Source organism: Pseudomonas sp. 58 R 12 (genome assembly GCF_900005865.1).
In the GTDB taxonomy this organism is placed as follows: domain Bacteria; phylum Pseudomonadota; class Gammaproteobacteria; order Pseudomonadales; family Pseudomonadaceae; genus Aquipseudomonas; species Aquipseudomonas tritici.
On record NZ_CVTP01000017.1, the window covers coordinates 58,325 to 84,883 of the forward strand.

The following is a 26,559-nucleotide window of genomic DNA, read 5'->3' on the forward strand; positions in this document are numbered from 1 at the left end:
GGACACGGGAAGCGCAGCGCTCATGCAGCTTTTTCGGTGTCTTCCTACAGCGGAGCCTCTTCATGTCCGAAGTTAATCTGTCCACCGACGAAACCCGCGTCAGCTACGGTATTGGCCGTCAGTTGGGTGACCAACTGCGCGACAACCCGCCGCCGGGCGTGAGCCTGGACGCGATCCTGGCCGGCCTGACCGACGCCTTCGCTGGCAAGCCAAGCCGTGTGGACCAAGAGCAGATGGCCGCCAGCTTCAAAGTGATCCGCGAAATCATGCAAGCCGAAGCGGCTGCCAAGGCTGAAGCTGCAGCGGGCGCCGGCCTGGCGTTCCTGGCTGAAAACGCCAAGCGTGATGGCATCACCACCCTGGCTTCCGGCCTGCAATTCGAAGTGCTGACCGCAGGTGATGGCGCCAAGCCAACCCGTGAAGACCAAGTGCGTACTCACTACCACGGCACCCTGATCGACGGCACTGTGTTCGACAGCTCCTACGAGCGCGGCCAGCCTGCAGAATTCCCGGTTGGCGGCGTGATCGCTGGCTGGACTGAAGCCCTGCAACTGATGAATGCCGGCAGCAAATGGCGCCTGTACGTGCCAAGCGAACTGGCTTACGGCGCTCAAGGCGTTGGCAGCATCCCGCCGCACAGCGTTCTGGTGTTCGACGTCGAACTGCTCGACGTTCTGTAAGACTGGGCAGCATTGACGCCAGCTTGATATGGGAGCTGGCTTGCCTGCGATAGCATCACCTCGGTAGCAAGGTTGACCGAGTCGTCTGCATCGCGGGCAAGTCGAAGCGTCGACTCCCACATCAGGCCGGTGCATTCATGGCTTGTAGTGTCGCTCATGGATGAAACTTGCCATTGAGCTCCGTGGTCGGGCGCAACGCTCGGGCATAGCAGAACAGAAACAGATTGCGCACCACTTCCTTCAACACGCCAGGTTCACTTGAACTCAGCCCGTTGACGTCCAGATCACCCTGATCCTGCAGTTCATTCAGGGCTTCTTCTTCCAGTACCGCACAGACTTCGCCGGTTTCCCGATGCAGGATCCGCAGGTAAGGGTGTGGGCGGTCCAGCCAGGCATCTATCAAATAAGTCATGGGTTGCATCTCCTTGATGGGTTTCAATGAGAATAATTCTTATTCGTAGAATAGCAAGTGTCTATTGGCGGTTTCTGGTTTTTTCTGTGTGGATATTGCGTGGGGTCAACGCAGAGGGCGAAACGCCATCCCGCGGCGGGCGCGGGATGGAGGTAGCACATTCAGACTTTGCGCACGAACTCGGACTTGAGCTTCATTGGGCCGATACCGTCGATCTTGCAATCGATATCGTGGTCGCCGTCGCACAGGCGGATGTTCTTGACCTTCGTGCCGACCTTGACCACCAGGGAGGTGCCCTTGACCTTGAGGTCCTTGATCACGGTGATGGTGTCGCCGTCCTGCAGGACGTTGCCTACAGAGTCTTTCTTCACGGCGTCGTCGCTGGCCGCTTCGACCTCGCCATTGGCGGACCACTCATGGGCGCATTCCGGGCAGATCAGCTGGGCGCCGTCTTCGTAGGTGTATTCGGAGTTGCATTTCGGGCAGGGTGGCAACGTGCTCACTAAAGCTCCTTAAAAGTCAGGATGGCTAAAAGTCGCACATTATATAGGGATTTGCAGCGAGAGCGGAGCAGTGGGTGGTAATGAGGTCCAAATGTGGGAGCGGGCTTGCTCGCGAAGGCGGTGGGTCAGCTAGAAGCTTCTCACTGATATACCGCCTTCGCGAGCAAGCCCGCTCCCACACAAGCCCATTCCGCCAATAGTCTTTAGTGCGTACGCGCGACCGCAAACTCACTCAGCTCAACCAGGGCGTCCCGGTATTCACTGGCCGGCAGGGCGTCCAGGCATTTGATCGCACGGGCGACATAATCACGCGCCAACTGTGCGGTGTACTCCAGCGAGCCTGACGCCTCGACGGCGGCACGGATGGCCTCCAGGTCTTCGATCCCGCCTTTCTGGATCGCCTTGCGCACCAGGGCGGCTTGTTCCGGCGTGCCTTCGCGCATGGTGTAGATCAGCGGCAAGGTCGGCTTGCCTTCGGCCAGGTCGTCGCCGACGTTCTTGCCCAGGGTCTCTGCGTCGCCACGGTAGTCGAGCAAGTCATCTACCAATTGGAAGGCTACGCCCAGGTGGTCGCCAAAGGTGCGCAGGGCTTCGGACTGTTCGGCCGTCGCGCCACACAGTGCAGCCGCGCTATGGGTGGAGGCTTCGAAGAGCATCGCGGTTTTGCCGCGAATCACTTCCATGTAGGTTTCTTCGGTGGTGCTGGCGTCGCGGACCTTCGACAGTTGCAGCACTTCGCCTTCGGCGATGATGCGTGTGGCCTGTGAAAGAATCTTCATAACCGGCATCGAGCCAAGTTCAACCATCATTTCGAACGATCGCGAGTACAGGAAGTCGCCCACCAGTACGCTAGGGGCATTGCCCCACATGGCATTGGCGGTTTCGCGGCCACGGCGCATGCCGGACATGTCGACCACGTCGTCATGCAGCAGGGTGGCGGTGTGCAGGAACTCGATAGTGGCCGCCAGCAGGCGCAGGTCATCGCCTTCGCGACCCAGGGCCTTGCCGCACAGCAACACTAATAAAGGACGCAGGCGTTTACCGCCCGCCGACGTAATATAGTCGCCAATTTTGGAGACCAGCGGCACTTTAGAAGTCAGCTGCTTCTTGATGATGCCGTCGACGGCGCTAAAATCGTCCGCGACCGCGCGGTAGAAAGCTTGGGGTTGCATCAGCGACAGTCGCTCCAGAAGGGTTGCGCGGCATGCTAGGACCCAGGCTCCCGGGTGTCAAGGCGCGATAGACGGCCACTTGCAACGCGTCAAAGCCTTGCGTACAATCGCGCACCCTGAACTTCCTGGGCAGCACCTGCCTTACGCAATTGCATTCGGGACGTCCATCCCATGCAGCCATGCCAGCCAATACCTCTTCTTATAAAGCGCTGGGTGAGCAGGATTATCGGAGAAATACCATGTCGTACGCAGTAATTGTTACTGGTGGCAAGCAATACAAGGTCGCCCCAGGTGAATACCTGAAGATCGAAAAACTGGAAATCGCTACCGGCGAATCCGTTACTTTTGATCGCGTTCTGTTGGTCGCCAATGGCGATGACGTGAACATCGGCGCTCCAGTTGTTGCTGGCGCTACCGTTGTGGCTGAAGTGATCTCCCAAGGTCGTCACGATAAAGTCCGCATCATCAAGTTCCGTCGTCGTAAGCACCACATGAAGCGTATGGGCCACCGCCAGTGGTACACCGAGATCAAAATCACCGGTATTCAGGCTTAATTTCAGCCTAATTCCTCACTAGGAGAATTGACTCATGGCACACAAAAAAGCTGGTGGTAGTACCCGTAACGGTCGCGACTCAGAAGCCAAACGCCTTGGCGTTAAGATGTATGGCGGCCAGAAAATCATTCCGGGCAACATCATCGTGCGTCAGCGCGGCACCCAATTCCACGCCGGTTACGGTGTTGGCATGGGTAAAGATCACACCCTCTTCGCTAAAATCGAAGGCGTGATCAAGTTTGAAGTAAAAGGCGCGTTCAACCGCCGTTACGTGAGCGTTGTCGCAGCTTAACTGCGAGATCGCTGGAAAAGCCCTGTCTCGCGACGGGGCTTTTTCGTTTGTGGGGTGAGTCTCTTGCAAAGCTGTTTGTAATGGGCTCAAGCGCGGGATGTGCGGTCGTTGATTGAGGTCGCTGCGCTCATTTTTGCAAGAGTCTTATGTCTTGGTTTCTTAAGCTCGTCCGTGCGGCGAGAGGCGTTTTGTTATGAAGTTCGTTGATGAAGTTTCCATCCGAGTAAAAGCAGGCGACGGCGGTAACGGTTGCATGAGTTTCCGTCGCGAAAAATTCATCGAAAACGGTGGTCCTAACGGCGGTGATGGCGGTGACGGCGGTTCCATCTACATGATGGCCGACGAAAACCTCAACACCCTGGTCGACTACCGTTACACCCGGCACTTTGATGCCGAGCGTGGCTCCAACGGCGGCAGCACCGACTGCACCGGTAAAAAAGGCGAAGACCTGGTACTGCGCGTACCGGTTGGCACCACGATCATCGACTCGGCCACCCAGGAAGTGATTGGCGACCTGACCAAGGCCGGCCAGAAGCTGATGGTTGTGCAGGGCGGCTGGCACGGTCTGGGTAACACCCGATTCAAGTCCAGTACCAACCGCGCGCCACGCCAGACCACGCCAGGCAAGCCGGGCGAGCAGCGTGACCTCAAGCTGGAAATGAAAGTCCTCGCCGACGTAGGCCTGTTGGGCCTGCCGAACGCCGGTAAAAGTACCTTCATCCGTTCGGTATCGGCCGCCAAGCCGAAAGTCGCCGACTACCCGTTCACCACCCTGGTACCCAACCTGGGCGTGGTCAGCGTCGACCGTTGGAAAAGCTTCGTGGTCGCTGACATTCCTGGCCTAATCGAAGGTGCTTCCGACGGTGCTGGCCTGGGGATTCGCTTCCTCAAGCACTTGTCGCGTACCCGTTTGCTGCTGCACCTCGTCGATATGGCGCCGCTGGATGACACCAGTGCACCGGACGCCGCCGAAGTGATCGTCAGCGAGCTGACCAAGTTCAGCCCGGCCCTGGCCGAGCGTGATCGCTGGTTGGTGCTGAACAAGTGCGACCAGATCCTCGAAGAAGAGCACGAAGAGCGCGTCAAGGAAATCGTTGACCGCCTGGAATGGACTGGCCCGGTCTACGTGATCTCGGCCATCGCCAAAGAAGGCACCGAGCGCCTGACCCGCGACATCATGCGCTACCTCGAAGACCGTGCCGACCGCCTCGCGGCCGACCCGGTGTTCAAGGCCGAACTGGCTGAGCTCGATCAGCAGATCGAAGACGAGGCCCGTGCCCAGTTGCAAGCCCTGGACGACCAGCGTGCCCTGCGCCGCAGCGGCGTGAAGTCGGTCCATGACATCGGCGACGATGATTGGGACGAAGAAGACGTGGATGATGAAGACGGTCCGGAAATCATTTACGTGCGCGACTGATCTGTTGCGATAAACTTGAACGCCGCTCCTTTTAGAGCGGCGTTTTGGTATCTGGGTATAACGTTATGGGCGGCGCTGGGTCGCGCAGCCATCACTTTAAGGTTGAAGATGATGCGGAGCAAAGTGACAGGTGCGCAGCGCTGGGTCGTAAAGATCGGAAGTGCGCTGCTGACGGCGGATGGCAAAGGTCTGGATCGCGCAGCCATGAGCGTCTGGGTCGAGCAGATGGTGGCCTTGCATGAAGCAGGCGTCGAGTTGGTGCTGGTGTCGTCCGGGGCAGTTGCTGCCGGGATGAGCCGCCTCGGCTGGACCGCGCGACCCAGCGCGATGCACGAGCTGCAAGCCGCCGCCGCCATCGGCCAGATGGGCCTGGTGCAAGCCTGGGAATCCAGCTTTGCCGAGCACGGTCGCCACACGGCGCAGATCCTGCTGACCCACGACGACCTGTCCGACCGCAAGCGCTACCTCAACGCCCGCAGCACCCTGCGTGCGCTGGTGGAGCTCAAGGTCATCCCGGTCATCAACGAAAACGACACGGTGGTCACCGACGAAATCCGCTTCGGCGACAACGACACCCTGGCCGCCCTGGTGGCCAACCTGGTGGAAGCCGACCTGCTGGTGATTCTTACCGACCGCGACGGCATGTTCGACGCCGACCCGCGCAACAACCCTGATGCCCAGCTCATCTACGAAGCGCGCGCCGATGACCCGGCGCTGGACGCCGTGGCCGGCAGTGTCGGCGGCGCCCTGGGCCGTGGCGGCATGCAGACCAAACTGCGTGCCGCACGCCTGGCCGCACGTTCCGGCGCGCACACCATCATCGTCGGCGGGCGCCTGGAGCGCGTGCTGGACCGCCTCAAGGCCGGTGAGCGCATCGGCACCCTGTTGTCGCCGGAACGCGGCATGCTGGCGGCGCGCAAACAGTGGCTGGCCGGTCATCTGCAAACCCGAGGCACACTGGTGCTGGACGAGGGTGCCGTGTCAGCGTTGTCCCAGGGCAACAAGAGCCTGCTGCCGGTGGGCGTCAAATTGGTGCAGGGCAGCTTCCGCCGTGGCGAGATGGTGGTCTGCGTTGCGCCGGACGGTCGTGAAATTGCTCGTGGCCTAGCCAACTACAGCGCCCTTGAAGCGCAGAAAATCATTGGACAATCGTCTGATGCGATTGTCGGACTATTGGGTTACATGGCGGAACCTGAACTGGTGCACCGCGACAACCTGATCCTGGTCTAACCAAAGGAATACACGATGCGTTTAATGAAGGGAATGCTCGGCCTGCTGTTGGCCATGCCGCTGCTGGCGTCCGCCGAGGAAGTCGGCCAGGTGTCGACGGTGTTCAAGTTTGTCGGCCCCAACGACCGGATCGTGGTCGAAGCGTTTGATGACCCCAAGGTCGACGGCGTGACGTGCTACCTGTCGCGCGCCAAGACCGGCGGCGTCAAAGGCGGCCTGGGCCTGGCTGAAGACCGCGCCGAAGCCTCGATCGCCTGCCGTCAGGTGGGGCCGATCCGCTTCAAGGGCGAGCTCAAGGATGGCGACGAAGTGTTCAAGGAGCGCACCTCACTGGTGTTCAAGACCATGCAGGTGGTGCGTTTCCTCGACAAGAAGCGCAACACCCTGGTGTATCTGGTGTACAGCGACCGACTGATCGAAGGCAGCCCGCAGAACGCCGTGACGGCGATTCCGATTTTGCCCTGGCCGACCGCTCAGTAACCCGCAGGCGAGTTTTGCAATCGGCGTCTATGATTGCAGGCTTGCGAGCTGTAATCTCGAAGCGCTGCAATGCGAAGAATATGGGATATCTGGAGTTCGTCATGAGTGCTTTCCACGACCTGAAACTCAAAGCGTTGGACGGACAAGAGCTGCCGCTGGCGCCCTTCAAGGGGCAAGTGGTGCTGGTGGTCAACGTAGCCTCCAAATGTGGTTTGACCCCGCAATACGCCGCGTTGGAAAAACTCTACCAGCAGTACAAGGACCAGGGTTTTACCGTACTTGGCTTGCCGTGCAATCAGTTTGCCGGCCAGGAGCCGGGTACTGAGGAAGAGATCCAGGCGTTCTGCAGCCTCAACTACGGGGTAACGTTCCCGCTGGGCAGCAAGCTCGAGGTCAACGGCCCTGATCGGCATCAACTGTACCGCCTGCTGGCAGGCGAGGGCGCCGAGTTCCCCGGGGATATCACCTGGAATTTCGAAAAATTCCTGTTGGGTAAAGACGGCCGGGTGCTCGCGCGCTTTTCGCCACGTACAGCGCCGGATGATCCGACGATCGTCCAGGCCATCGAAAAAGCCCTGAGCTAAACTTCCCCCCCTGTGGCGAGTGAGCTTGCTCCCGTTGGGCTGCGCAGCAGCCCTGAAAGCCTTGCCACTTTTACCCCTTAATCACTCAGATCAATAGTGCTACTCAGCGCTGCGCACTCCCCATATTATCCACATCATAAATCCAGTCTCCCGTGGAGTGCCCCCATGCCTGTCCAAGCCTTGTTCAAACCGTTCCAGCTCGGTGCATTGCAACTGTCGACGCGCGTGGTCATGGCGCCGATGACCCGCTCGTTCTCCCCGGGTGGCGTCCCCAATTCCAACGTCATCGAGTACTACCGTCGCCGCGCCGCCGCGGGCGTGGGCCTGATCATCACCGAAGGTACGGTGGTCGGCCATCAAGCCTCAAACGGCTACCCCAATGTTCCGCATTTCTACGGTGAAGCCGCCCTGGCTGGCTGGAAGAAGGTAGTCGACGCGGTGCACGCTGAAGGCGGCAAGATCGTTCCGCAATTGTGGCACGTAGGCAGCGTGCGTCGTATTGGCACCGAGCCAGATGCCAGCGTGCCAGCCTATGGCCCGATGGAAAAACTCAAGGATGGCAACGTGGTCGTCCACGGCATGACCCCTCAGGACATCAAAGAAGTGATCAACGCCTTCGCCCAGGCCGCCAGGGATGCCCAGAGCATCGGCATGGACGGTGTAGAGATCCACGGCGCCCACGGCTACCTGGTGGACCAGTTCTTCTGGGAAGGCAGCAACCAGCGCACCGACGAATACGGCGGCAGTCTGGCCAACCGTTCGCGCTTTGCGATCGAGCTGATCGAGGCCACCCGCGCGGTAGTTGGCCCGGACTTTCCGATCATCTTCCGTTTCTCCCAGTGGAAACAGCAGGACTACACCGCTCGCCTGGTGCAAACCCCGGAAGCGTTGGGCGAGTTCCTCAAGCCGTTGTCTGACGCCGGTGTGGATATTTTCCACTGCTCCACCCGTCGCTTCTGGGAGCCTGAATTCGAAGGCTCCACCCTCAACCTGGCCGGCTGGACCCGCAAGCTCACCGGTAAGCCGACCATTACCGTGGGCAGCGTGGGCCTGGATGGCGAGTTCCTGCAGTTCATGGTCAACACTGACAAGGTCGCGCAACCGGCCAGCCTTGAGAAACTGCTGGAACGCTTGAACAACGATGAGTTCGACCTGGTCGCCGTGGGCCGTGCCCTGCTGGTGGACCCGGATTGGGCCGTGAAGGTGCGCGAGGGCCGGGAGAGCGACATCCTGCCATTCAGTCGTGAGGCGTTGACGACCCTGGTTTGAGTGGTTGGACTCCCTGTGGCCGCACAGGGAGCTTTATGGTTTTAGTGACTAGTACTGCGGCCCCTTGTACAGCTCTTTACTGTGGTCGGTTTTGTTTGGGTCTTTATGCCCGGTCTGACCGTAGACAGGGGGGGCTGCCCGGGATTTATCCAGCCATTGTTGCTGACGCGTCCATTCGGCGTTTGGCATGTTGACGCCATTGCGTGCACCCATTCCGTAAGCAGACATTTTTCGTATCTCCAATAATTGAAAGCCCTGCTTGCATAGCAGGTATCAATAATTGGCGTTCAGCATTAAGGAGTTCCCAGCTTAAATATAAGGAAAGACTTAAGGGTTTATCGCACGTAAGGCTGTGTAGGAAGCGCAGGGTTTTCATCGCATGCACCCCGTAGCTGATGCTCAAACTGCTCGATAATCGCCGGCCAACCCTGGCGGCTCGCATGCTGACGGGCATTCAGGCGCATGCGGCGCAAGCTTTCTGCGTCCTCCAGCAACCAGTTCGCGGCCTCACAAAACGCATTCTCATCTCCCGGCATCGCCAGCACACCGTTGTAGCCATGGCGAATATGCTGGGTCGCAGCCGCCTGATCGTAGGCCACCACACCCAAGCCCGATGCCATCGCCTCCAACACCACGTTGCCAAAGGTTTCGGTCAGGCTGGGGAACAGGAACACATCGCCTGACGCGTAATGCCGCGCCAGTTCCTCGCCTCGCAAGGTGCCGCAGAAGATCGCTTCCGGCAGTTCCTTTTCCATCATCGCCCGTTGTGGGCCATCGCCGACGATGATCAGCCTCATCTGACGCTGTGGATAAGTGTCCTGCAACGTCTCAAAGCAACGTTTGAGCACTCCCAGGTTCTTCTCCTGCGCAAGTCTGCCTACGTAGAGCACGGCAGTTTGCTCACTGTTCAATGCCCAGCTTTCCCGCAGCGCGTTGTCGCGTCTGGCTGGGTGGAACAACTGGCTGTCCACCCCGCGTGACAACATCCCCAGACGCTCGAAATGCCTGCGCTCCAACTCCAGGCGCTGGCTGGCGCTGGGCACCAGGGTCAAGGTCGAACGGTTATGAAACCAGCGCAGGTAGTGAGTGACCATTCGGCTCAGCATGCTCAAGCCGTATTGGTTCGAGTACTGCTGGAAATTGGTATGAAAGCCACTGACCACGCTGATCCCCAGGCGCCGCGCAGCGCGCAGGGCAGAGAGACCCAATGGCCCCTCGGTGGCGATGTACAGCACGTCCGGACGCTGACGGGTCCAGCGTCGCAGCAATTTGTGCATCGACGACTGTCCCCATTGCAGGCCCGGGTACCCGGGTAGCGGCCAGCCACGGCACAGTAGCAACTCATCGTCGCTGGGGCGGCTCTGGTCGACGCCCTGGCGTGGGCGCACCAGCTCGACTTGATGGCCGCGCGCGCGCAAACCCTCGCACAAGCGGCCAAGGGTATTGGCCACCCCGTTGATCTCTGGCGGGAAGGTTTCGGTAATCAGGGTGATGTGAAGCGAGGCTGTCGTCATGACCCACAGTGTCGCCGTGGGCCATGTCGTCATTGTGTCATCGGCATGATGGATTTATGACGGGGTCACTTTTTTCGGCTGCGCCATCGCTTCGGCACCTTGCTCGCGCACCCAGAACAACGTCGCCCCGGCGACTGCCGCCGGCATCATCAGCAGGTTGACCACCGGCACCAGCAGCACCAGGTAAACAATCCCGCCGAAGCTCATGCTCTGCCAGCGCTTCTGGCGCAGCCAGGCGAGCATCTCATTCCAGCCCAGCTTGTGGTTGTCGGCCGGGTAGTCGATGTACTGGATCGCCATCATCCACACGCCAAACAACAGCCATAGTGGCGCGGCGATCAGGTTGACCACCGGAATGAACGACAGGATAAACAAGCCGATGGCCCGTGGCAGGAAGTAGCCCAGCTTGCGCATTTCCCGGGCCAGCGTGCGCGGGACCATGGCGACCAACTCGCCCCAGCTGAAGGCCGGAAAGTCGTCGGTGCCACGTACCACCACTTCAACCTTCTCCGAGAGAAAGCCGTTAAAGGGCGCGGCGATGATGTTGGCCAGCATGGTGAAGGTGAAAAACACCATCAGCACCACTAGCACCACGAACAGAGGCCAGATGAGGTAATTCAGAAAACTCAGCCAGCTCGGCAGCGCCGGCATCAAATGGTCGACCCACACACTGAACTGGTGACCGGCGAAATAGATCAAGCCGACGAACAGCATCAGGTTGATCGCCAGCGGCAGCAAAACAAACAGTCGCAGGCCAGGGCTCAACACCAGTTTGAGGCCTTCACGCAGGTATTGCGGGCCAGAAAGAGCAGGGGCGGGCATGGAGAACTCCGAGCAAAGGGGCGAACGCGCCGACCTTACCGACTTTGCACCTTAGGCGAAAGCGGCGACATCAGCGGTAACAAACGTGTCGATGAACCAACCCGACTGCATAGAGACCACCTATGAGCTGGATTGTTATTCCGTATTTCCTTAATCTTGCCCCCCTCGATACGCTGCACCCATTATTTTTCAGGGCCTGCGAGTTCAAGCCTTCCCCAAGTGCTTCGTAGTCCCTTTTTTATTCCAGCCGCCTTGTAGTCCGGGCGGTCGATAGGAGTGAGTCATGTCTGATACCCGTCATTCGCGAGTGATTATTCTCGGTTCCGGCCCTGCCGGTTACAGCGCTGCGGTCTACGCTGCCCGGGCCAACCTCAAGCCGCTGCTGATCACCGGCATGCAGGCGGGCGGTCAGTTGACCACCACCACTGAAGTCGACAACTGGCCGGGCGACGTCCACGGCCTCACCGGCCCGGTGCTGATGGAGCGTATGAAAGAACACGCCGAGCGCTTTGAAACCGAAATCGTGTTTGATCACATCAACAAAGTCGATTTCTCGAAAAAGCCTTACAGCCTGACCGGCGACAGCGGCGTATACACCTGTGACGCGCTTATCATCGCCACGGGCGCCAGCGCCCGCTACCTGGGCCTGCCATCGGAAGAAGCGTTCATGGGCAAGGGCGTATCCGCCTGCGCGACCTGCGACGGTTTCTTCTATCGCAACAAACCGGTTGCCGTGGTCGGCGGCGGCAACACGGCCGTGGAAGAGGCGCTGTACCTGGCGAACATCGCCAGCACCGTGACCCTGGTTCACCGCCGCGAGACCTTCCGCGCCGAGAAGATCCTGATCGACAAGCTGCACGCCCGTGTCGCTGAAGGCAAGATCATCCTCAAGCTCAACGCCACCCTGGACGAAGTCCTGGGCGACAACATGGGCGTGACCGGTGCTCGCCTGAAAAACAACGACGGCAGCTTTGACGAACTGAAAGTCGACGGCGTGTTCATCGCCATCGGCCACACCCCGAACACCTCGCTGTTCGAAGGCGTGCTGGAAGCCAAAGACGGTTACCTGGTGGTGCAGGGCGGCCGTGAAGGCAACGCCACCGCCACCAACATCGAAGGTATCTTCGCTGCCGGTGACGTGGCTGACCACGTGTATCGTCAGGCGATCACCTCGGCCGGTGCTGGCTGCATGGCGGCACTGGATGCCGAGCGTTACCTCGACGGCCTGCAGAACGCTTCGTTCTGAACCCGTTGAACTAAAAAACCGGCTGTGAGGCCGGTTTTTTATGTCTGAGATTTGATTAACGCCTCAGTTCAAATGTGGGAGCGAGCTTGCTCGCGAACGCGGTGTATCAAATACACATTAAGTGACTGACACTCCGCTTTCGCGAGCAAGCCCGCTCCCACATTTTGATCTGTGTTTGACTCAGGACTTGCGAGTCAGGGGCTGTGCGGTGAACTTTACGCCGGCCAGGCCATGCGCGATCAAGGCGCGGATGTTGGCGTGGTCGCTGCCCTCAGGCGTCGCCACTACCGAACGGTAATGCTCGCCAAAAGCCAACAGCGCTTCCTGATCGCTCAGACCTTCCAGCAGGGCCAGACCCAATGTCTTGCACGAACCCTCGTTCTGCCCGGCCGCATTTTCTACAGCGCCATTGGTGAAAGCTTGCGGCTGGTAATCGTAACCGGCAGCGACAAAAGCCAAGGTGTCGGAAAAAACGTGTTCGCCGCTGTTGAGGCTGGCGCGAAGGGTGGTCAGGTCGGTCATGGGTATGGAGCCTTTTAACGTCGGGGTCAATATATACACGCGTATGGTAGCTTTTTTGAGTGTCGAGATCATTCGGCGCAGGGATATTTTAAAAGGTTTGCGTTTTCGTGGTGGTGCTTCCTAGAATTCGCGCAACCATCCCGCTCGATTGAACGAGTAACAGGGTTTGAATAACTGTAGGAGTTGCTGTGTTAAGGATAATGTTGTGTGCGACGGTTGCGGGAGTCTTGTTAAGTGGTTGTTCGGTGGCTACCTACAGCCACAAATTGGAAGATGTTCAGGGCGGCGAACGGGTCGGTGTCAGTTTTGATAACCGTAATATTGACTATATCCGTGTCTACCCTAATACCGGTACGTGTATAAATCTGGATGACCCGCAAAATGGCTATACCAATAATGCGGTGGGTTTTCAGACAGCAATGAACAATAAGATCGAAGGGTTTCCCGACATTCCAGAAACCCCGCCGCTGCGCCGCGAGTTTTGGGTGAGTGCACAAAAAAATATCGCAGTGCGTATGATTTCAGCCAATGGTTCATACAGTACTGTCACGTTCAAACCGGTCGTAGGGTCTTACTATTATGTGACCGGGCTCTTCGTTAATCAGTATGCCCCGCGCACGCTCACTGTTTATGAAGTCTACAAAACCGAGAAGGGCTACTACGATAAAAAGCCTGTCACCGACTTGGCTCTGGAAAACTGTGAGGATGGCACGTTCAGGCTGCAGAAGTTCTGATTCCGTATTGGCAGGCAGCCGTTGCGGCTGCCTGCCCGCCGGATCAGGTCAGCTTGTAGCCTACAGAACGATTGTCGTACCAGGCATCCAGCGTGCTGAGTAGTTTTTTAGCCTGTTCTACCGTCAGCCCGAAGTAGCGATCCTTGCCGTCGATGTGAATCACCAGCATCGGCACGCCCGCGCGGGTTTGAGTAAAGTCAAACTGATACTCGACTTCTCTGTTTTCAAAAAGATAACCATAGGTGTTCCCCGCAGGCCGTTTCATCGTTAAACGCTTGGCGGTGTGCGTGTCGGCCTGTGCCCATGCTAGGAAGTCACGTATGGGTTTGACTTGTGCCTGATAGTCGTTTCGGATAAATCCAAAATAGCTGACACTGTCACTTGGGTTGATGAACTTTGCTAACGCAACTTTTTCTTTGTTGTCCGATATTTTTACGTCGAAAACGCGTTGTTCGGCACAGTCGTTAAAGGCCGGTTTAAACTCGCAGCCACCCAGACCGCTCACAGAATAAATTTCGTAATAGCGTCCGCTGGCATATTTGTCAGCGGTGGAGCAAGCGCCTAACGACAATAGGCCTAGCATTAAGGCGAATTTATATACTGAGTGCTTCACTTGACCTTCCTTTGGTTGCTTCCATGTTTAATCAGTTATTACCGTTGCCGTTTTTAGCGAACGCTGCCTGTTGGTCGGCGCTGGCTTCTTTCTGATACTGAGCTTTCCACTCGGCGTATGGCATGCCGTACACCACTTCACGGGCGTCATCGAGGCTCAGCTCGATCTGGCGCTCGTCAGCTTCGGCCTTGTACCACTTGGACAAGCAGTTGCGGCAGAAGCCCGAGAGGTTCATCAGGTCGATGTTCTGCACATCCTTACGGCTGTCTAGGTGGGCTACCAGCCGGCGAAAGGCGGCGGCTTCGAGTTCGAGGCGTTGTTGATCGTTCATAAGGCTCACTGGCAATTCAGGGGTTAGCGGCTGGCCGCCAGGGTAATCGAAACCGATTCGGCAAAGCGCAGCGCGTGGGGCTTGTCGACTTCGACTTCGGCGTACAGCACTGATTCATTACTCATCACCAGGTCCAGCAATTCCTGGGTCAAGCGCTCTAGCAGCGCAAAGCGGTTGCCTTCCACATGGGCGATGATCGCCTTGGTGATGGTGCGGTAGTTCAGCGCATGGTCGATGTCATTGTCGCGCACGGCTTCCTGGGCGGCATACAGGATGGTCAGGTTGATCAGCACATCCTGCTTGTTGAGGATTTCCTCCTCGTTGATACCGATGTAGGTGCGCAGGCACAGGTCCTTGACCCGGATACGCGCCATGCCTGGTTGAAGTTGTGGCATTGCTACTTGCTCCGTCCGATCAGTTGCAGGAACTCCATGCGCGTGGTGTTCGACTCGCGGAACGCGCCGAGCATCACCGAGGTGTTCATGGTTGAATTCTGTTTTTCTACGCCACGCATCATCATGCACATGTGCTTGGCTTCGATCACCACGGCCACGCCGGCCGCCTGGGTCACGTCCTGGATGGCGTCGGCAATTTGCCGCGTGAGGTTTTCCTGGATCTGCAGGCGCCGGGCGAACATGTCGACGATACGCGCCAGTTTCGACAGGCCCAGCACCTTGCCGGTCGGAATATAGGCCACATGGGCCTTGCCGATAAAGGGCAGCAGGTGGTGTTCGCACAGCGAGTACAACTCGATGTCCTTGAGGATCACCATCTCGTCATTGTCAGAAGCGAACAGCGCGCCGTTGACGATCTCCTCCAGGTTCTGCGCGTAGCCATGACACAGGTATTGCATGGCCTTGGCGGCGCGCTTGGGGGTATCGAGCAAGCCTTCGCGCTCGGGGTCTTCGCCCAGACCTTTAAGGATCTCGCGGTAGTGTTGGGGCAGGGATAAGGTCATACAACATCCTCACAAACGGCTTACTTGATATGCCGCCCGCCGTTGACGGTCAGGGTGGTTCCGGTGACATAAGGGTTGTCCAGCAGGTAGCGCACGCTCTGGTAGATCACCTCGGGCCCAGGCTCGATGCCCAGTGCCGACTTGGCCAGTACCTTGGCGCGGTAGGCAGCATCGTCGCCCTCGTTGAACATCACCATCGCCGGTGCGATGCCGTTGACCTTGATCAGCGGCGCGAACTGCGCGGCAAATGACAGCGTAAGGCTGTCGAGCCCGGCCTTGGTGGCGCAGTAGGCGATGTGCTGGCGGCTGCCCTTGCGCACCACGTCATCGCTGATGTGCACGATGTCGGCCGGTGTCGAGCGTTGCAGCAGGGGTGAACAATGCAGGTTGATCAGGTATGGCGCAAGCATGTGCACGCTGAACATGTCGGTAAAAGCGCGGCTTTCGTCGCCAGGCGTTTCCGCGACCCAGGCCGAGGCGTTATGGATGATCGCGCGCAGGCTCTGGGTGTGGGTGTGCAGCTCGGCGATAAACGCGAGAATTCCGGCTTCGTCAGAAAAATTGGCATATACACCGATGGCCCCGCGCTCGCGCAACGCCTGCACGCCGGGCCGCTCGCTGCGGTAGCTGAAAATCACCGAGTGGCCTTCGTCCAGCAGGCGCTGGGCGCAATGCAGGCCGACACGCTGGCCGGCGCCGGTGATCAGGATCGGGGCGTTCGTTGCAGTCATGAGGGGCTCGCGTCGCTGGCAGATTGAAACTATACCAGCGACCGCACGCCCCTGTACTCAAGCGGCAGCTTGAGTGACCTTGCGCGGTGGGGAAGGATGTAGCCAATTCGCCAGCAGGTGGGTCGACAGTGGGATAAACAGATAAACCATCAAGGGCGTGAGCGCCAGGGTGCTGACCAGCACACGTGGCACCAGCTCCAGTTCATTGAGCAGCGGGCCCAATACAAAGTTGAACAACAGCGATACCGGGAAGAACGCCAGCCAGATCGCCACGGCCTGCTTCCAGCGTGGTGGGCGAGCACCCACCGCGCCGAACCAGCCGTCGATGCCGCGTACGCGGTGCTCGGACGGGTCGGCAAACAATTCGCTGCCACGGCTCAACCAGGCACTGCGGGAGGCAGAAAACTCCCAGGCATGCAGGGTGTGCTCATCGGCGAAGCGGAAAATGATCTGGAACTCATCATCATTGGGCGGCGGCGCAAGGACGCCTGAGCCCAGGTAGCCGGGGAAGTCCGTGGCTAATTGCTCGCCTTCGCGCAGCCAGGCCATCAGTTCTTCATAGCGACCCTTGGCCACGCGACGCGCAACCATCAGGGTGACGGGAGAGGTAGACATTGTGTATCTCCAAGTGTGCGGGTGTGCTGGGCCGGGTAGGCGGCACACAAACGAGGCTGCGGGGTGTTGCAGCGACGTAGAAAAAACAGGCAAGGATTATTCCTGTTTTATCGAAATACGCCAGGTACTTTGGTCGGGTCGCCCTGTAACTTGTGTCGCACCGCCGAATAAGCGTTAAATAGTGTTCAAACTGACGCGGATGTTTTTCATCTCTGATGCCCGAAATTACTGCTCCCCAGCGCGAAAAGACGCCTAGCAATGTCACTGATTGCGACGACCTTTTCCCTATTCGTGAAGTCGCCCGGCTGACCGGCGTCAACCCGGTCACCTTGCGCGCCTGGGAGCGTCGCTACGGCCTGATCCAGCCAACCCGCACCGAAAGCGGGCATCGGTTGTACTCACGCGACGATATCGACACCGTGCACCGGGTGCTGGACTGGATCGAACGCGGCGTCGCGGTGAGCAAAGTCGGCAAAATCCTCGCACGAGACGAACTGCTCAGCGACCCTGGCACCGCGCCTGAAACGCAGGTGGAGTGGGTCCAGTGGCATGGGCGTCTGCGCCTTGCAATCAGCGCATTCGATGACCGTGAGTTGGACCGGCTGTACGGCCAGATCTTTTCCGCCTACCCGATTACCGTAGTGTTTCAAGACATTCTCATGCCGCTGTGGCAGGCATTGCTGCGTCACCAAGGGCGCTTCGGCCAAGCCAGCGAGTGGCTGTTCTTCGACAATTTCCTGCGCTCGCGCACTGCGCAACGTCTGCAAGTGGCAGCGGCCACGTCGGTACCTCGGGTATTGCTCGCGGCCGTTGCCGGGGAATGCCGCGAGTTGGAGTTGCTGGTCGCGGGCCTGCTGATGTCGGGGGAAAAGCTCGCAGTGAAGGTCATGGGCGTAGGCCAGCCATTCGATGAACTGACGCTGATCTGCGAAAAGACCCAGCCGCAAGCCTTGGTGCTGTTTTCCAATCGAGCGCCCGGCAGTGAACTGCCGCTGCGACTCAAGCGTCTGGCTATGACCCTGGATTGCCCGTTGTTGCTGGCGGGTGATGCTGCGGAGTTGGCGCAGGAGCGTCTTGCGGACTCGTCAATTGGTTGTCTCGGTAATGAGGGGCGGCTGATGCAGCGCCGCTTGCAGCAATTCTTGAGCGGTAGCCTGGATACCTGATTTCAGGCATGCACTTCAGGATGGGCCAGGCGGTGCTGGTGCAGGATGAACTGACGCAGACGCTCGGTTTCATCGGCGTCGCCTTGGCTCAGCCGATAGGCGAACAGCCCGCGTGCCGTTTCTCGTTCGAACGTTCCGCGCACCGCAATGCGCTCATAGCCCGATGGGCTGAACCACAGTGAAAAGGTTTTGGGCGGCTTGATCCGGCCCCGAATTTCCACCAGTAAGCCTTTGAACGACACCTCATGCACCCACATCGCCCCCGGGTTGCCCTTGATGTTCTCCAGGGCCACTGGCGTTTCAAGCGCCAGGCGCCACGGACGAATCATCGGGCCGTCTTCGAAAATACTCGGCACGCCCAAGCGCAGGTGAACCGCATGAAACTCATCTTCGACCAAGTGCAGTGGGAACGTGAGTTGCTGGTTGTCGAACTGCGCCTGGATGGTGACATGGTCGTGGGCGGCCAGGCGAGTGAGCAGGTCGCGAATCTGCGCCCCCCCGTTGACCGTCAGGCTCGACGATGCATCCCGCAGGTTCAACTGTGGGTTGTGCTGCATGGTCTGGATAAAATCCAGTTCGTCCTGCGTCAGGAGTGCGTTGCGTTGCATGAGGCCTGCTCAACGGGTAGGTGTTAAAACGCCATTATCCTCTTAATCACCGTTTTATCTAATTTTTGTTAGATCCACTCGTCGTCTTGAGTGCGGCCATTTCTGCCTTGAGTTCGGCGACCTGCGCTTCCAATTGGGCCACGCGCTGCAGGGCTTTGACCTGGACGGTGACGTCCTTTTGAACGCCGATGAAGTACGTCTGTTTGTCTGCCGCGTTGTAAACGGTGGATATCGACAGCTCGTTCCAGAAATGCGTGCCGTCCTTGCGGTAGTTGCGCAGGGTTTCGCGACAATTGCCATCATTGCCCAGCGCGTCTCGAATGGCGATCAGGCCCGGTTGGTCCCGGTCTCCCGATTGCAGGAAGCGGCAGTCCTGATAGAGCACTTCGTCTTGGGTGTAGCCAGTCATCCGCTCGAAGGCGGGATTGACGTAGATCAGTGGCAAATCCTCGCCTTCCCGTTCAGCGATAACGATGCCTTCGTTCGAGGCATCAATGATCATTTGCATCAATTGAGCGTTAATCATACGGGGCTTCATCTATGTAAGGTGTCGCAAGTCTAAGACACCCCGGTATTCTTTCCATCCGAGCACGACGTTTTTTTGAAGGGGTGGGTCGAGCTGCTAATATCCCACGCTTTCGCTCAACTACAGGATTAGATTGATGAAAGTCGCCATCCTTTCCGGCTCGGTCTACGGCACAGCCGAAGAAGTCGCTCGTCATGCTGCCAGTATCCTCAATGCCGCAGGTTTCGAGGCCTGGCACAACCCTCGCGCCAGTCTGGCGGATGTGCAGGCATTTGCGCCGGACGCTTTTCTGGCGGTGACGTCCACCACCGGCATGGGTGAGTTGCCCGACAACCTGCAACCCCTGTATTCGACCATTCGCGACCAACTGCCCGCCGCCTGGCGCGGCCTGCCTGGTGCAGTCATCGGCTTGGGCGACGCCAGCTATGGCGATACCTTCTGCGGTGGCGGCGAGCAAATGCGTGAGCTGTTTGCTGAGTTGGGCGTGCGCGAGGTGCTGCCGATGTTGCGCCTGGACGCCAGCGAAAGTGTCACCCCGGAAACTGACGCCGAACCGTGGCTGGCCGAGCTGGTCATTGCGCTGCGCGGTTGAGCGCTCATTCGCGCACCAATGCCTGTGCCGCCCCTTTATTGGCGGCACTTCTCTGACGTTGTACTCACGTATTTAAACTATTCTCAACACTGACTCGTACGGTCATCAAGCTGGCTGCCAAGGCAACTACGGCGCCCACGACGTCTGGCTAGACTGCCCCATCACTCAAAAAAATAATAAGAAAGTACGCCAAGGAGGTCGTTACCGTGAGCCTAGCCCCCGTTCTATCGCCACAGAATGTCCACGATCAGGTCAGCGCTGCCGAATGGCAAACCCGCGTCGACCTGGCAGCCTGTTATCGCTTGGTGGCGCTGCATGGTTGGGATGACCTGATCTTTACGCATATCTCGGCCAAGGTGCCGGGGACCGATAATTTCCTGATCAACCCCTATGGGCTGATGTTCGACGAGATCACCGCGTCGAGCCTGGTCAAGGTCGATCAGGCCGGCCACAAGCTGATGGACAGCCCCTACGAGATCAACCCCGCGGGCTACACCATCCACAGCGCCATCCATGAAGTTCGCCACGACGTGACCTGTGTGCTGCACACCCACACCGCTTCGGGTGTTGCGGTGGCGGCGCAGAAACAAGGCGTGTTGCCGATCAGCCAGCAGTCCCTATTCGTGCTGTCGAGCCTGGCCTATCACGCCTACGAAGGGGTGGCGTTGAACCACGAAGAGAAGGCCCGCTTGCAGGCCGATCTTGGCGAAAACAATTTCCTGATGCTGCACAACCACGGGCTGCTGACGTGCGGCAGCACCATCGCCGACACTTTTTTGATGATGTTTACCTTCCAGCGCGCCTGCGATATCCAGGTGCTGGCGCAAAGCGGCGGCGCTGAATTGATCGCCATCGGGCCGCAGATACTCATCGGTGCCAAGGCAATGGTGGCGGCGGTCACAAAGAGCGCACAAGGTATGGGGGGCGCGCTGGCCTGGCCGGCGTTGCTGCGCAAGTTGGACCGCGTCGATCCTGGGTATAAAACCTGATGCCACTCGCCGAGATTCCGCTCAGTGTCTGGCGCAAACGCAGCCAGACATTCGAATTCCACGGCCGCAGCATCCGTTACTGGGTGGCGGGGCAGGGCGAGCCGTTGCTGCTGATCCATGGCTTTCCCACTGCCAGTTGGGACTGGCACTACGTGTGGCAGCCCCTGGCCCACCGCAACTTGGTGATCGCCTGCGACATGCTCGGTTTTGGCGACTCGGCCAAGCCGCTGGACCACGGTTATTGCCTACTGGAACAGGCGGATTTGCAGCAGGCACTGCTCGAGCACCTGCGAGTCGAGCAGCCGGTGCATGTGCTGGCCCATGACTACGGCGACAGCGTCGCCCAGGAATTACTGGCGCGGCACTATGAAGGTCGCTTTCAGATGGCCAGTTGTGTGTTTCTCAACGGGGGGTTGTTTCCTGAGACCCATCGCCCGGCGCTGGTACAAAAGCTCTTGCTCAGCCCCCTGGGCTGGATGATCGGCCGTGCGTTTGGGCGCAATGCCCTGGCGAACAGCTTCAGCCAGATATTCGGCCCCAATACCCGCCCCAGCGAAAGCGCTCTGGATGATTTCTGGAGCCTGATCGAGTGTCACGATGGCACGCGCATCCTGCACAAGCTCATCGCCTACATTCCTCAGCGTCGGCGCCTGCGTGATCGTTGGGTCGCGGCAATGCAGCAGGCTGAAGTCCCACTGCGGGTGATTGATGGCGAGATAGACCCGATCTCCGGCGCCCACATGGTGGAGCGTTACCACGAGTTGGTGCCCCACGCCGACACGGTCTTGCTGGCCAATATCGGCCACTATCCGCAGATCGAGGCGCCGGTGCAGGTGCTCAAGCACTACCTGGCGTTTCGCGAGCGAATTGCTGGCCCAGTGCGGGAGCTGGCTTGCCTGCGATAGCCATTAAAGCCTCAAGAACACTTGTAGTGAGCGGGCTTGCCCCGCGCTGAGCTGCGAAGCGGCCCTAAACCAGGCAAATGGGTTCTATCTGGAACTCGGCGGTGTCTTTATTGGGGCGGCTTGGCCACCCAGCGCGGGGCAAGCCCGCTCACTACACACATTTAGATTTTCGTTAGTCCATCACAATCATCCCTCAGCCTTATCGAGCACCATTCAGCCCCTGCCGTATCTATTGTGACCAGAGCCCCCGTGCCTGACACTCGACCCATTCCCATTGTCGCCATTGGAGTTCGGTATGAGTGAGTCAGTGCAGTTCCAGGATAAGGTCGTGATCGTCACCGGTGCCGGCGGCGGATTGGGCCGGGCCCATGCGCTGTTGTTCGCTAAACATGGCGCGAAAGTGTTGGTCAACGATCTCGGTGGTTCTACCCAGGGTGAAGGCGCGAATGCCTCGGCAGCCGACCGGGTCGTGGCCGAGATTCGTGAAGCGGGCGGTATTGCCGAGGCCAACCATGACTCTGTCACCGACGGTGACAAGATCGTGCAGAACGCCCTCGATGCCTTCGGCCGTATCGATGTGGTGGTCAATAACGCTGGTATTCTGCGTGACAAGACTTTCCACAAAATGGACGACAGCGATTGGGACCTGGTTTACCGGGTGCATGTCGAAGGCGCCTACAAAGTCACCCGCGCTGCCTGGCCCCATCTGCGTGAGCAAGCTTACGGCCGGGTGATTTTCACTGCGTCCACCTCGGGCATCTATGGCAACTTCGGCCAGTCCAACTACGGCATGGCCAAGCTTGGCCTCTATGGGCTGACCCGCACGTTGGCGCTGGAAGGGCGCAAGAACAACATTCTGGTGAACGCCATTGCCCCCACCGGCGGCACGCGCATGACCGAAGGCTTGATCCCACCGCAAGTGTTCGAGCGCCTCAAGCCGGAGCTGGTCAGCCCGCTGGTGGTGTACCTGGGCAGTGAGGCGTGTCAGGAAACCTCGGGGCTGTTTGAAGTAGGCGGCGGCTGGATCGGCAAGACCCGCTGGGAACGCAGCTTGGGCGTGGGCTTTGACCCTGAAGCCGGCTTCTCGCCCGACGATGTGGCCGCACACTGGCAGCAGATCTGCGACTTCGACGGTGCGGCCCACCCCAAGGACAATATCGAGGCGTTGAAGGAGATGATGGCCAATCTGCAGAAATACAGCCTGTGATCGTTGCTTGAAAAAGAGTGAATCCTACGGGGCGCTGATGGCGCCCCGTTTTATTCAAGGCATAAAAAAGGCCGCTGCATAGGCAGCGGCCGAAGTAAGACGTTGGATCAAGGAGCGACAAATCAACGTCAGTGAACACCGGTAACGGATTGAAAACAGTCATCAATCCATTTGAATCTGGCTTTTCTTCCGGTCGGGGAAGTGGGCCGTTTGCCCTGAAAGCCCGGCAAGAATAGCCGTTAGTAACAAAATGAGTAATGCCGATTCATGACAAGGACTGTTGCTGAATCAGCAACAGTTCTAACGTGCTCCATCCATCTTCCTGATAACCCGCCATCCACACGGTGCATGCCCGCGCGCAGACCCACGCCAGAGCGCCCGGTAATCCTTTCGAGCGACAACACGAATCCCTCCTTGGTGCGCTTATCCCTCCTGATGGGCGGCAGTAGGGTGGGGCCTTCTGTCACTCACCGGGGAAGACGCATGACAAGAACAACAATGCGCGCCATCTTCAGGCCACAGGCGCTGGCCGCTGCGGTTGCGTTGGGTTGCTGTGCGCAGGCACAGGCTGTTTCATTCAACATTGGCGAGATCGAAGGGCAATTCGACTCCTCGCTGTCGGTGGGCGCGAGTTGGGGCATGCGCGATGCGGACAAAAAACTGGTGGGCACCGTCAATGGCGGCACCGGCCAGGCTTCCACCGGGGATGACGGGCGCCTGAACTTCAAGAAGGGCGAGACCTTCTCGAAAATCTTCAAAGGCCTGCACGACCTTGAATTGAAGTACGGCGACACGGGCGTGTTTGTCCGTGGCAAATACTGGTACGACTTCGAACTCAAGGACGAAGATCGCGAGTTCAAGCAGATCAGCGACCACAACCGCAAGGAAGGCGCCAAGTCCAGCGGTGCGCAGATCCTCGATGCCTTCGTTTATCACAACTACTCACTGGGCGATCTGCCGGGCACCGTGCGCGCGGGTAAGCAAGTGGTGAGCTGGGGTGAAAGTACTTTCATCGGCAACTCCATCAACAGCATCAACCCTATTGACGTGTCTGCCTTCCGTCGCCCGGGTGCCGAGATCAAGGAAGGGCTGATCCCGGTCAACATGCTGTTCGCTTCACAAAGCCTGACCAGCCAACTGACCGTAGAAGGGTTCTACCAGCTGGAATGGGACCAGACGGTGCTGGATAACTGCGGCACTTTTTTTGGCAGCGATGTGGCGGCGGATGGTTGCACCAACAACTACACCGTCGGGAACCCGGCGATCAGGCCGTTGCAACCTGTGGCGGCGGCGTTCGGCCAAGGGTTTGGCGCGACCAATGAAGGCGTGATCGTACGTCGCGCCGGTGACCGCGATGCGCGGGATTCCGGCCAGTTCGGTACGGCCTTGCGTTGGCTGGGGGATGACACCGAGTACGGCCTGTACTTCATGAACTACCACAGCCGTTCACCGATCGTGGGCACCATCACCAACAACACCAACTTGGCGACACTCGGCGCGATCTCCGGCACCGCCAACGCCATTGCGCCGGGCTCCGGTGCGGGCCTGGTGCAGAGCCTGATGCTCGGCCGCGGCCAGTACTACCTCGACTACCCGGAAGATATTCGCCTGTTCGGGGTCAGTTTTTCCACCACCTTGCCCACCGGCACGGCGTGGACCGGAGAGATCAGCTACCGCCCAAATGCTCCGGTGCAACTCAATACCACCGACCTGACCCTGGCCCTGATCAACCCCGTCGCAGGCCAGCTCGCCTCACCTATCCGCAGCAACTTCGGCGACGACAACAAAGGCTACCGCCGCAAGGAAATCACCCAGATCCAAAGCAGCATGACCCAATTCTTCGACCAGGTACTCGGCGCTGAACGCCTGACGCTGGTGGGCGAAGCGGCCATCGTGCACGTCGGCGGCCTAGAGGATAAATCCAAACTGCGTTACGGCCGCGACTCGGTGTACGGCGCTTATGGTTTCGAAGGCGACACCGATGGCTTTGTCACGTCCACCTCCTGGGGTTACCGCGCGCGAGCGATCCTTGACTACAACAACGTGATCGCCGGGATCAACCTCAAGCCCAACCTGTCCTGGTCCCATGACGTCGCCGGCTACGGCCCCAACGGCCTGTTCAACAAAGGCGCCAAGGCGATCAGTGCGGGGGTCGATGCGGACTACCGCAACACCTACACCGCCAGCCTCAGCTACACCGACTTCTTTGGTGGCGACTACAACACCCTGACCGACCGCGACTTCCTCGCCCTCAGCTTCGGCGTGAACTTCTGATTTGGCTTAAAGAAGGACAAGACTCTATGCGTAAGATAATTGCGGTAATGGCCCTCAGCCTGTTGGCCGCCAACGTGATGGCGGCGGTGTCGCCGGACGAGGCGGCCAAGCTGGGCACCACCCTGACCCCGGTGGGCGCCGAAAAAGCCGGCAACGCCGATGGCTCGATCCCGGCCTGGACGGGCGGCATTCCCAAAAACGCCGGTGCGGTGGACAGCAAGGGCTTCCTCGCCGACCCGTTCGCCAGTGAAAAACCATTGTTCGTGATCACCGCCGCCACCGTCGACACATATAAAGACAAGCTGTCTGACGGCCAGGTAGCGATGTTCAAGCGCTATCCCGAGACCTATAAAATTCCGGTGTATCCAAGCCACCGCACGGTCAATCTGCCGCCGGAGATTTACGAGTCGATCAAGCGCAGCGCGCTGAACGTCAAGGCCATCAACGACGGTAATGGCCTGGAAAATTTCACCGGCAACCGCTACTACGCGTTCCCGATTCCGAAGAATGGCGTGGAAGTGCTGTGGAACCACATCACCCGATACCACGGTGGCAACCTGCGCCGCATTATCACCCAGGCCACCCCGCAGACCAACGGCGGGTACACGCCGATCCGCTTCGAAGAAGAAGTGGCGGTGCCGCAAGCGATCCCGGACATGGACCAGGCCAAGGCCGCCAACGTGCTGAGCTTTTTCAAGCAATCGGTGACGGCGCCGGCGCGGCTGGCGGGCAACGTGCTGTTGGTACACGAAACCCTCGACCAGGTGAAGGAGCCGCGCCTGGCCTGGATCTACAACGCCGGCCAGCGCCGCGTGCGGCGCGCGCCGCAGGTGTCGTATGACGGTCCGGGTACTGCATCCGATGGGCTGCGCACTACGGATAACTTCGATATGTTCTCCGGCGCGCCTGACCGTTATGACTGGAAGCTGGTGGGCAAGAAGGAGATGTACATCCCCTACAACAGCTACAAGCTGGACCAGCCGACGCTCAAGTACGACGACATCATCAAGGCCGGCCACATCAACCAGGACCTGACGCGCTATGAGCTGCACCGCGTGTGGGAAGTGGTTGGCACGGTCAAGCCGAGCGAGCGGCACATCTACGCCAAGCGCCACATGTACATCGACGAAGACAGCTGGCAGGTGGCACTGGTGGATCACTATGACGGCCGTGGCCAACTGTGGCGGGTTGCCGAGGGGCATGCGCAGTTCTACTACAACCACCAGGTGCCCGCCTACACGGTGGAGACGCTGTACGACATCATCGCCGGGCGCTACATCGCCTTGGGGATGAAGAACGAGGAGAAGAGCAGTTTTGTGTTTGGGTTCAATGCCAAGGCGGCGGATTACACGCCGGCGGCGTTGAGGGCAGAGGGGGTTCGCTGATCTCCATTTGAAACATAATCCAAATGTGGGAGCGGGCTTGCTCGCGAATGCGGAGTGTCAGTCACTGGATTCTTAGACTGATCCACCGCATTCGCGAGCAAGCCCGCTCCCACATTGGTTTGTGTATGCCTTGAATTTTATGCCCTTCAATCACCCCGCTGAATACTTCTTCAACAACCGCCGACCACAGGACTAGGGTAGTCGCCACGTTGCATAACAATAAAAACG

The 26,559-nt window shown here is 59.0% G+C and carries 32 protein-coding genes; 17 read left to right on the forward strand and 15 right to left on the reverse strand.

Going from position 1 to position 26,559, the window contains the following annotated elements; all coding sequences use genetic code 11:
- Nucleotides 1–62 precede the first annotated feature (62 nt).
- On the forward strand, nt 63–680 hold the full coding sequence (locus tag BFP95_RS13085) for an FKBP-type peptidyl-prolyl cis-trans isomerase (RefSeq protein WP_003176055.1): 618 nt from the start codon (nt 63–65) through the stop codon (nt 678–680).
- A gap of 154 nt (nt 681–834) precedes the next feature.
- Here BFP95_RS13085 and BFP95_RS13090 read toward each other — a convergent pair whose 3' ends face one another.
- The 3 genes from BFP95_RS13090 to BFP95_RS13100 form a co-directional block, all read right to left on the reverse strand.
- Nucleotides 835–1,092 carry a PA4570 family protein gene (locus BFP95_RS13090; protein ID WP_024077374.1) on the reverse strand — a complete coding sequence of 86 codons (258 nt, stop codon included), beginning with the start codon at nt 1,090–1,092 and terminating at the stop codon, nt 835–837.
- Nucleotides 1,093–1,253: 161 nt separating this feature from the next.
- Complete coding sequence (locus BFP95_RS13095; RefSeq protein WP_065874684.1) at nt 1,254–1,595, reverse strand: zinc ribbon domain-containing protein YjdM; 342 nt, start codon at nt 1,593–1,595, stop codon at nt 1,254–1,256.
- A 203-nt stretch (nt 1,596–1,798) separates the two neighbouring features.
- The gene (locus tag BFP95_RS13100; RefSeq protein ID WP_065874685.1) at nt 1,799–2,767 is read right to left on the reverse strand and encodes a polyprenyl synthetase family protein; all 969 of its coding nucleotides are present in this window, start codon (nt 2,765–2,767) and stop codon (nt 1,799–1,801) included.
- Between the two features lie 239 nt (nt 2,768–3,006).
- Here BFP95_RS13100 and rplU point away from each other — a divergent pair, with 239 nt between their 5' ends.
- The 7 genes from rplU (at nt 3,007) to BFP95_RS13135 (ending at nt 8,593) form a co-directional block, all read left to right on the forward strand.
- Nucleotides 3,007–3,321 (forward strand): 50S ribosomal protein L21, encoded by a 315-nt coding sequence (gene rplU / locus BFP95_RS13105; protein ID WP_003176051.1) that lies wholly within the window; start codon nt 3,007–3,009, stop codon nt 3,319–3,321.
- Between the two features lie 34 nt (nt 3,322–3,355).
- Complete coding sequence (gene rpmA / locus BFP95_RS13110) at nt 3,356–3,613, forward strand: 50S ribosomal protein L27 (RefSeq protein WP_003176049.1); 258 nt, start codon at nt 3,356–3,358, stop codon at nt 3,611–3,613.
- 193 nt (nt 3,614–3,806) lie between these two features.
- Nucleotides 3,807–5,030, forward strand: coding sequence for an Obg family GTPase CgtA (gene cgtA / locus BFP95_RS13115; protein ID WP_065874686.1), 1,224 nt, complete (start codon nt 3,807–3,809; stop codon nt 5,028–5,030).
- Nucleotides 5,031–5,141: 111 nt separating this feature from the next.
- Nucleotides 5,142–6,260: a glutamate 5-kinase gene (gene proB, locus BFP95_RS13120; protein ID WP_005791305.1), complete on the forward strand. Its 1,119-nt coding sequence runs from the start codon at nt 5,142–5,144 to the stop codon at nt 6,258–6,260.
- Nucleotides 6,261–6,275: 15 nt separating this feature from the next.
- Nucleotides 6,276–6,740, forward strand: a complete 465-nt coding sequence (locus BFP95_RS13125; RefSeq protein ID WP_065874460.1) for a CreA family protein — start codon at nt 6,276–6,278, stop codon at nt 6,738–6,740.
- Between the two features lie 101 nt (nt 6,741–6,841).
- Entirely contained in the window at nt 6,842–7,324 is a 483-nt protein-coding gene (locus BFP95_RS13130) for a glutathione peroxidase (protein WP_049711568.1), read from the forward strand.
- Between the two features lie 165 nt (nt 7,325–7,489).
- A complete protein-coding gene (locus BFP95_RS13135) occupies nt 7,490–8,593 on the forward strand; it encodes an NADH:flavin oxidoreductase (RefSeq protein WP_065880726.1) in 1,104 nt (367 codons plus the stop codon).
- 48 nt (nt 8,594–8,641) lie between these two features.
- On the opposite strand, the gene BFP95_RS13140 is transcribed toward BFP95_RS13135, so the two are convergent.
- The 3 genes from BFP95_RS13140 to cysZ all read right to left on the reverse strand — a co-directional run bounded on the left by BFP95_RS13140 (nt 8,642) and on the right by cysZ (nt 10,929).
- Nucleotides 8,642–8,821, reverse strand: coding sequence for a hypothetical protein (locus tag BFP95_RS13140; protein WP_065874462.1), 180 nt, complete (start codon nt 8,819–8,821; stop codon nt 8,642–8,644).
- Nucleotides 8,822–8,928: 107 nt separating this feature from the next.
- Complete coding sequence (locus BFP95_RS13145) at nt 8,929–10,107, reverse strand: glycosyltransferase family 4 protein (RefSeq protein ID WP_065874463.1); 1,179 nt, start codon at nt 10,105–10,107, stop codon at nt 8,929–8,931.
- 54 nt (nt 10,108–10,161) lie between these two features.
- Nucleotides 10,162–10,929, reverse strand: a complete 768-nt coding sequence (cysZ, locus tag BFP95_RS13150; RefSeq protein ID WP_065910247.1) for a sulfate transporter CysZ — start codon at nt 10,927–10,929, stop codon at nt 10,162–10,164.
- A 283-nt stretch (nt 10,930–11,212) separates the two neighbouring features.
- Here cysZ and trxB point away from each other — a divergent pair, with 283 nt between their 5' ends.
- A complete protein-coding gene (gene trxB, locus BFP95_RS13155) occupies nt 11,213–12,175 on the forward strand; it encodes a thioredoxin-disulfide reductase (RefSeq protein ID WP_003176041.1) in 963 nt (320 codons plus the stop codon).
- Between the two features lie 180 nt (nt 12,176–12,355).
- Here trxB and BFP95_RS13160 read toward each other — a convergent pair whose 3' ends face one another.
- The gene (locus tag BFP95_RS13160) at nt 12,356–12,697 is read right to left on the reverse strand and encodes a HopJ type III effector protein (RefSeq protein ID WP_065874465.1); all 342 of its coding nucleotides are present in this window, start codon (nt 12,695–12,697) and stop codon (nt 12,356–12,358) included.
- Between the two features lie 245 nt (nt 12,698–12,942).
- On the opposite strand from BFP95_RS13160, the gene BFP95_RS13165 reads away from it, so the two are divergent.
- Nucleotides 12,943–13,431 carry a hypothetical protein gene (locus BFP95_RS13165; protein WP_202895309.1) on the forward strand — a complete coding sequence of 163 codons (489 nt, stop codon included), beginning with the start codon at nt 12,943–12,945 and terminating at the stop codon, nt 13,429–13,431.
- 43 nt (nt 13,432–13,474) lie between these two features.
- On the opposite strand, the gene BFP95_RS13170 is transcribed toward BFP95_RS13165, so the two are convergent.
- Genes BFP95_RS13170 through BFP95_RS13195 form a run of 6 tightly spaced genes read right to left on the reverse strand, consistent with a single transcriptional unit; the run spans nt 13,475 to nt 16,679 of the window.
- Nucleotides 13,475–14,044, reverse strand: coding sequence for a hypothetical protein (locus tag BFP95_RS13170; RefSeq protein ID WP_065874466.1), 570 nt, complete (start codon nt 14,042–14,044; stop codon nt 13,475–13,477).
- Nucleotides 14,045–14,075: 31 nt separating this feature from the next.
- Nucleotides 14,076–14,375 (reverse strand): DUF1244 domain-containing protein, encoded by a 300-nt coding sequence (locus tag BFP95_RS13175; RefSeq protein WP_065874467.1) that lies wholly within the window; start codon nt 14,373–14,375, stop codon nt 14,076–14,078.
- A 23-nt stretch (nt 14,376–14,398) separates the two neighbouring features.
- Complete coding sequence (folX, locus tag BFP95_RS13180) at nt 14,399–14,770, reverse strand: dihydroneopterin triphosphate 2'-epimerase (protein ID WP_065874468.1); 372 nt, start codon at nt 14,768–14,770, stop codon at nt 14,399–14,401.
- A 2-nt stretch (nt 14,771–14,772) separates the two neighbouring features.
- Nucleotides 14,773–15,333 (reverse strand): GTP cyclohydrolase I FolE, encoded by a 561-nt coding sequence (gene folE / locus BFP95_RS13185; RefSeq protein WP_049711572.1) that lies wholly within the window; start codon nt 15,331–15,333, stop codon nt 14,773–14,775.
- A 20-nt stretch (nt 15,334–15,353) separates the two neighbouring features.
- Entirely contained in the window at nt 15,354–16,064 is a 711-nt protein-coding gene (gene folM, locus BFP95_RS13190) for a dihydromonapterin reductase (RefSeq protein ID WP_065910249.1), read from the reverse strand.
- A gap of 57 nt (nt 16,065–16,121) precedes the next feature.
- Entirely contained in the window at nt 16,122–16,679 is a 558-nt protein-coding gene (locus BFP95_RS13195) for an antibiotic biosynthesis monooxygenase (RefSeq protein ID WP_065910251.1), read from the reverse strand.
- A 215-nt stretch (nt 16,680–16,894) separates the two neighbouring features.
- Here BFP95_RS13195 and BFP95_RS13200 point away from each other — a divergent pair, with 215 nt between their 5' ends.
- Nucleotides 16,895–17,845: a MerR family transcriptional regulator gene (locus BFP95_RS13200; protein ID WP_065880728.1), complete on the forward strand. Its 951-nt coding sequence runs from the start codon at nt 16,895–16,897 to the stop codon at nt 17,843–17,845.
- Nucleotides 17,846–17,847: 2 nt separating this feature from the next.
- Here BFP95_RS13200 and BFP95_RS13205 read toward each other — a convergent pair whose 3' ends face one another.
- Together BFP95_RS13205 and BFP95_RS13210 are read right to left on the reverse strand one after the other, a co-directional pair.
- On the reverse strand, nt 17,848–18,453 hold the full coding sequence (locus BFP95_RS13205; protein ID WP_065910253.1) for a hypothetical protein: 606 nt from the start codon (nt 18,451–18,453) through the stop codon (nt 17,848–17,850).
- Between the two features lie 58 nt (nt 18,454–18,511).
- Nucleotides 18,512–18,979, reverse strand: coding sequence for a PAS domain-containing protein (locus tag BFP95_RS13210; RefSeq protein ID WP_065910255.1), 468 nt, complete (start codon nt 18,977–18,979; stop codon nt 18,512–18,514).
- A gap of 136 nt (nt 18,980–19,115) precedes the next feature.
- Here BFP95_RS13210 and BFP95_RS13215 point away from each other — a divergent pair, with 136 nt between their 5' ends.
- From BFP95_RS13215 to BFP95_RS13240, 6 genes are all read left to right on the forward strand, one after another.
- The gene (locus BFP95_RS13215) at nt 19,116–19,571 is read left to right on the forward strand and encodes a flavodoxin (protein ID WP_065874474.1); all 456 of its coding nucleotides are present in this window, start codon (nt 19,116–19,118) and stop codon (nt 19,569–19,571) included.
- Between the two features lie 206 nt (nt 19,572–19,777).
- Nucleotides 19,778–20,560, forward strand: coding sequence for a class II aldolase/adducin family protein (locus BFP95_RS13220; RefSeq protein WP_065910257.1), 783 nt, complete (start codon nt 19,778–19,780; stop codon nt 20,558–20,560).
- On the forward strand, nt 20,560–21,465 hold the full coding sequence (locus BFP95_RS13225; protein ID WP_065874476.1) for an alpha/beta fold hydrolase: 906 nt from the start codon (nt 20,560–20,562) through the stop codon (nt 21,463–21,465). The genes BFP95_RS13220 and BFP95_RS13225 overlap by 1 nt, the downstream gene beginning before the upstream one ends.
- Before the next feature lie 295 nt (nt 21,466–21,760).
- The gene (locus BFP95_RS13230) at nt 21,761–22,672 is read left to right on the forward strand and encodes an SDR family oxidoreductase (RefSeq protein WP_049711581.1); all 912 of its coding nucleotides are present in this window, start codon (nt 21,761–21,763) and stop codon (nt 22,670–22,672) included.
- A gap of 483 nt (nt 22,673–23,155) precedes the next feature.
- The gene (locus BFP95_RS13235; protein WP_083224222.1) at nt 23,156–24,946 is read left to right on the forward strand and encodes a DUF1302 domain-containing protein; all 1,791 of its coding nucleotides are present in this window, start codon (nt 23,156–23,158) and stop codon (nt 24,944–24,946) included.
- A gap of 26 nt (nt 24,947–24,972) precedes the next feature.
- Nucleotides 24,973–26,331: a DUF1329 domain-containing protein gene (locus BFP95_RS13240; RefSeq protein WP_065880729.1), complete on the forward strand. Its 1,359-nt coding sequence runs from the start codon at nt 24,973–24,975 to the stop codon at nt 26,329–26,331.
- Nucleotides 26,332–26,559: the final 228 nt, after the last annotated feature.

Excerpts from the sequence above, each read along its gene's own strand:
- BFP95_RS13240 (WP_065880729.1), top strand. The coding sequence starts at position 24,973 with ATGCGTAAGATAATTGCGGTAATGGCCCTCAGCCTGTTGGCCGCCAAC.
- cgtA (WP_065874686.1), top strand. The coding sequence starts at position 3,807 with ATGAAGTTCGTTGATGAAGTTTCCATCCGAGTAAAAGCAGGCGACGGC.
- cysZ (WP_065910247.1), bottom strand. The coding sequence starts at position 10,929 with ATGCCCGCCCCTGCTCTTTCTGGCCCGCAATACCTGCGTGAAGGCCTC.
- BFP95_RS13100 (WP_065874685.1), bottom strand. The coding sequence starts at position 2,767 with ATGCAACCCCAAGCTTTCTACCGCGCGGTCGCGGACGATTTTAGCGCC.
- folX (WP_065874468.1), bottom strand. The coding sequence starts at position 14,770 with ATGCCACAACTTCAACCAGGCATGGCGCGTATCCGGGTCAAGGACCTG.
- BFP95_RS13205 (WP_065910253.1), bottom strand. The coding sequence starts at position 18,453 with ATGCAACGCAACGCACTCCTGACGCAGGACGAACTGGATTTTATCCAG.
- BFP95_RS13090 (WP_024077374.1), bottom strand. The coding sequence starts at position 1,092 with ATGACTTATTTGATAGATGCCTGGCTGGACCGCCCACACCCTTACCTG.
- BFP95_RS13225 (WP_065874476.1), top strand. The coding sequence starts at position 20,560 with ATGCCACTCGCCGAGATTCCGCTCAGTGTCTGGCGCAAACGCAGCCAG.
- BFP95_RS13130 (WP_049711568.1), top strand. The coding sequence starts at position 6,842 with ATGAGTGCTTTCCACGACCTGAAACTCAAAGCGTTGGACGGACAAGAG.
- BFP95_RS13085 (WP_003176055.1), top strand. The coding sequence starts at position 63 with ATGTCCGAAGTTAATCTGTCCACCGACGAAACCCGCGTCAGCTACGGT.
- BFP95_RS13235 (WP_083224222.1), top strand. The coding sequence starts at position 23,156 with ATGACAAGAACAACAATGCGCGCCATCTTCAGGCCACAGGCGCTGGCC.
- BFP95_RS13215 (WP_065874474.1), top strand. The coding sequence starts at position 19,116 with ATGAAAGTCGCCATCCTTTCCGGCTCGGTCTACGGCACAGCCGAAGAA.
- BFP95_RS13125 (WP_065874460.1), top strand. The coding sequence starts at position 6,276 with ATGCGTTTAATGAAGGGAATGCTCGGCCTGCTGTTGGCCATGCCGCTG.
- proB (WP_005791305.1), top strand. The coding sequence starts at position 5,142 with ATGCGGAGCAAAGTGACAGGTGCGCAGCGCTGGGTCGTAAAGATCGGA.
- trxB (WP_003176041.1), top strand. The coding sequence starts at position 11,213 with ATGTCTGATACCCGTCATTCGCGAGTGATTATTCTCGGTTCCGGCCCT.
- BFP95_RS13145 (WP_065874463.1), bottom strand. The coding sequence starts at position 10,107 with ATGACGACAGCCTCGCTTCACATCACCCTGATTACCGAAACCTTCCCG.
- BFP95_RS13195 (WP_065910251.1), bottom strand. The coding sequence starts at position 16,679 with ATGTCTACCTCTCCCGTCACCCTGATGGTTGCGCGTCGCGTGGCCAAG.
- BFP95_RS13135 (WP_065880726.1), top strand. The coding sequence starts at position 7,490 with ATGCCTGTCCAAGCCTTGTTCAAACCGTTCCAGCTCGGTGCATTGCAA.
- BFP95_RS13200 (WP_065880728.1), top strand. The coding sequence starts at position 16,895 with ATGCCCGAAATTACTGCTCCCCAGCGCGAAAAGACGCCTAGCAATGTC.
- folM (WP_065910249.1), bottom strand. The coding sequence starts at position 16,064 with ATGACTGCAACGAACGCCCCGATCCTGATCACCGGCGCCGGCCAGCGT.
- BFP95_RS13230 (WP_049711581.1), top strand. The coding sequence starts at position 21,761 with ATGAGTGAGTCAGTGCAGTTCCAGGATAAGGTCGTGATCGTCACCGGT.
- BFP95_RS13210 (WP_065910255.1), bottom strand. The coding sequence starts at position 18,979 with ATGATTAACGCTCAATTGATGCAAATGATCATTGATGCCTCGAACGAA.
- rpmA (WP_003176049.1), top strand. The coding sequence starts at position 3,356 with ATGGCACACAAAAAAGCTGGTGGTAGTACCCGTAACGGTCGCGACTCA.
- rplU (WP_003176051.1), top strand. The coding sequence starts at position 3,007 with ATGTCGTACGCAGTAATTGTTACTGGTGGCAAGCAATACAAGGTCGCC.
- BFP95_RS13160 (WP_065874465.1), bottom strand. The coding sequence starts at position 12,697 with ATGACCGACCTGACCACCCTTCGCGCCAGCCTCAACAGCGGCGAACAC.
- BFP95_RS13140 (WP_065874462.1), bottom strand. The coding sequence starts at position 8,821 with ATGTCTGCTTACGGAATGGGTGCACGCAATGGCGTCAACATGCCAAAC.
- BFP95_RS13175 (WP_065874467.1), bottom strand. The coding sequence starts at position 14,375 with ATGAACGATCAACAACGCCTCGAACTCGAAGCCGCCGCCTTTCGCCGG.
- folE (WP_049711572.1), bottom strand. The coding sequence starts at position 15,333 with ATGACCTTATCCCTGCCCCAACACTACCGCGAGATCCTTAAAGGTCTG.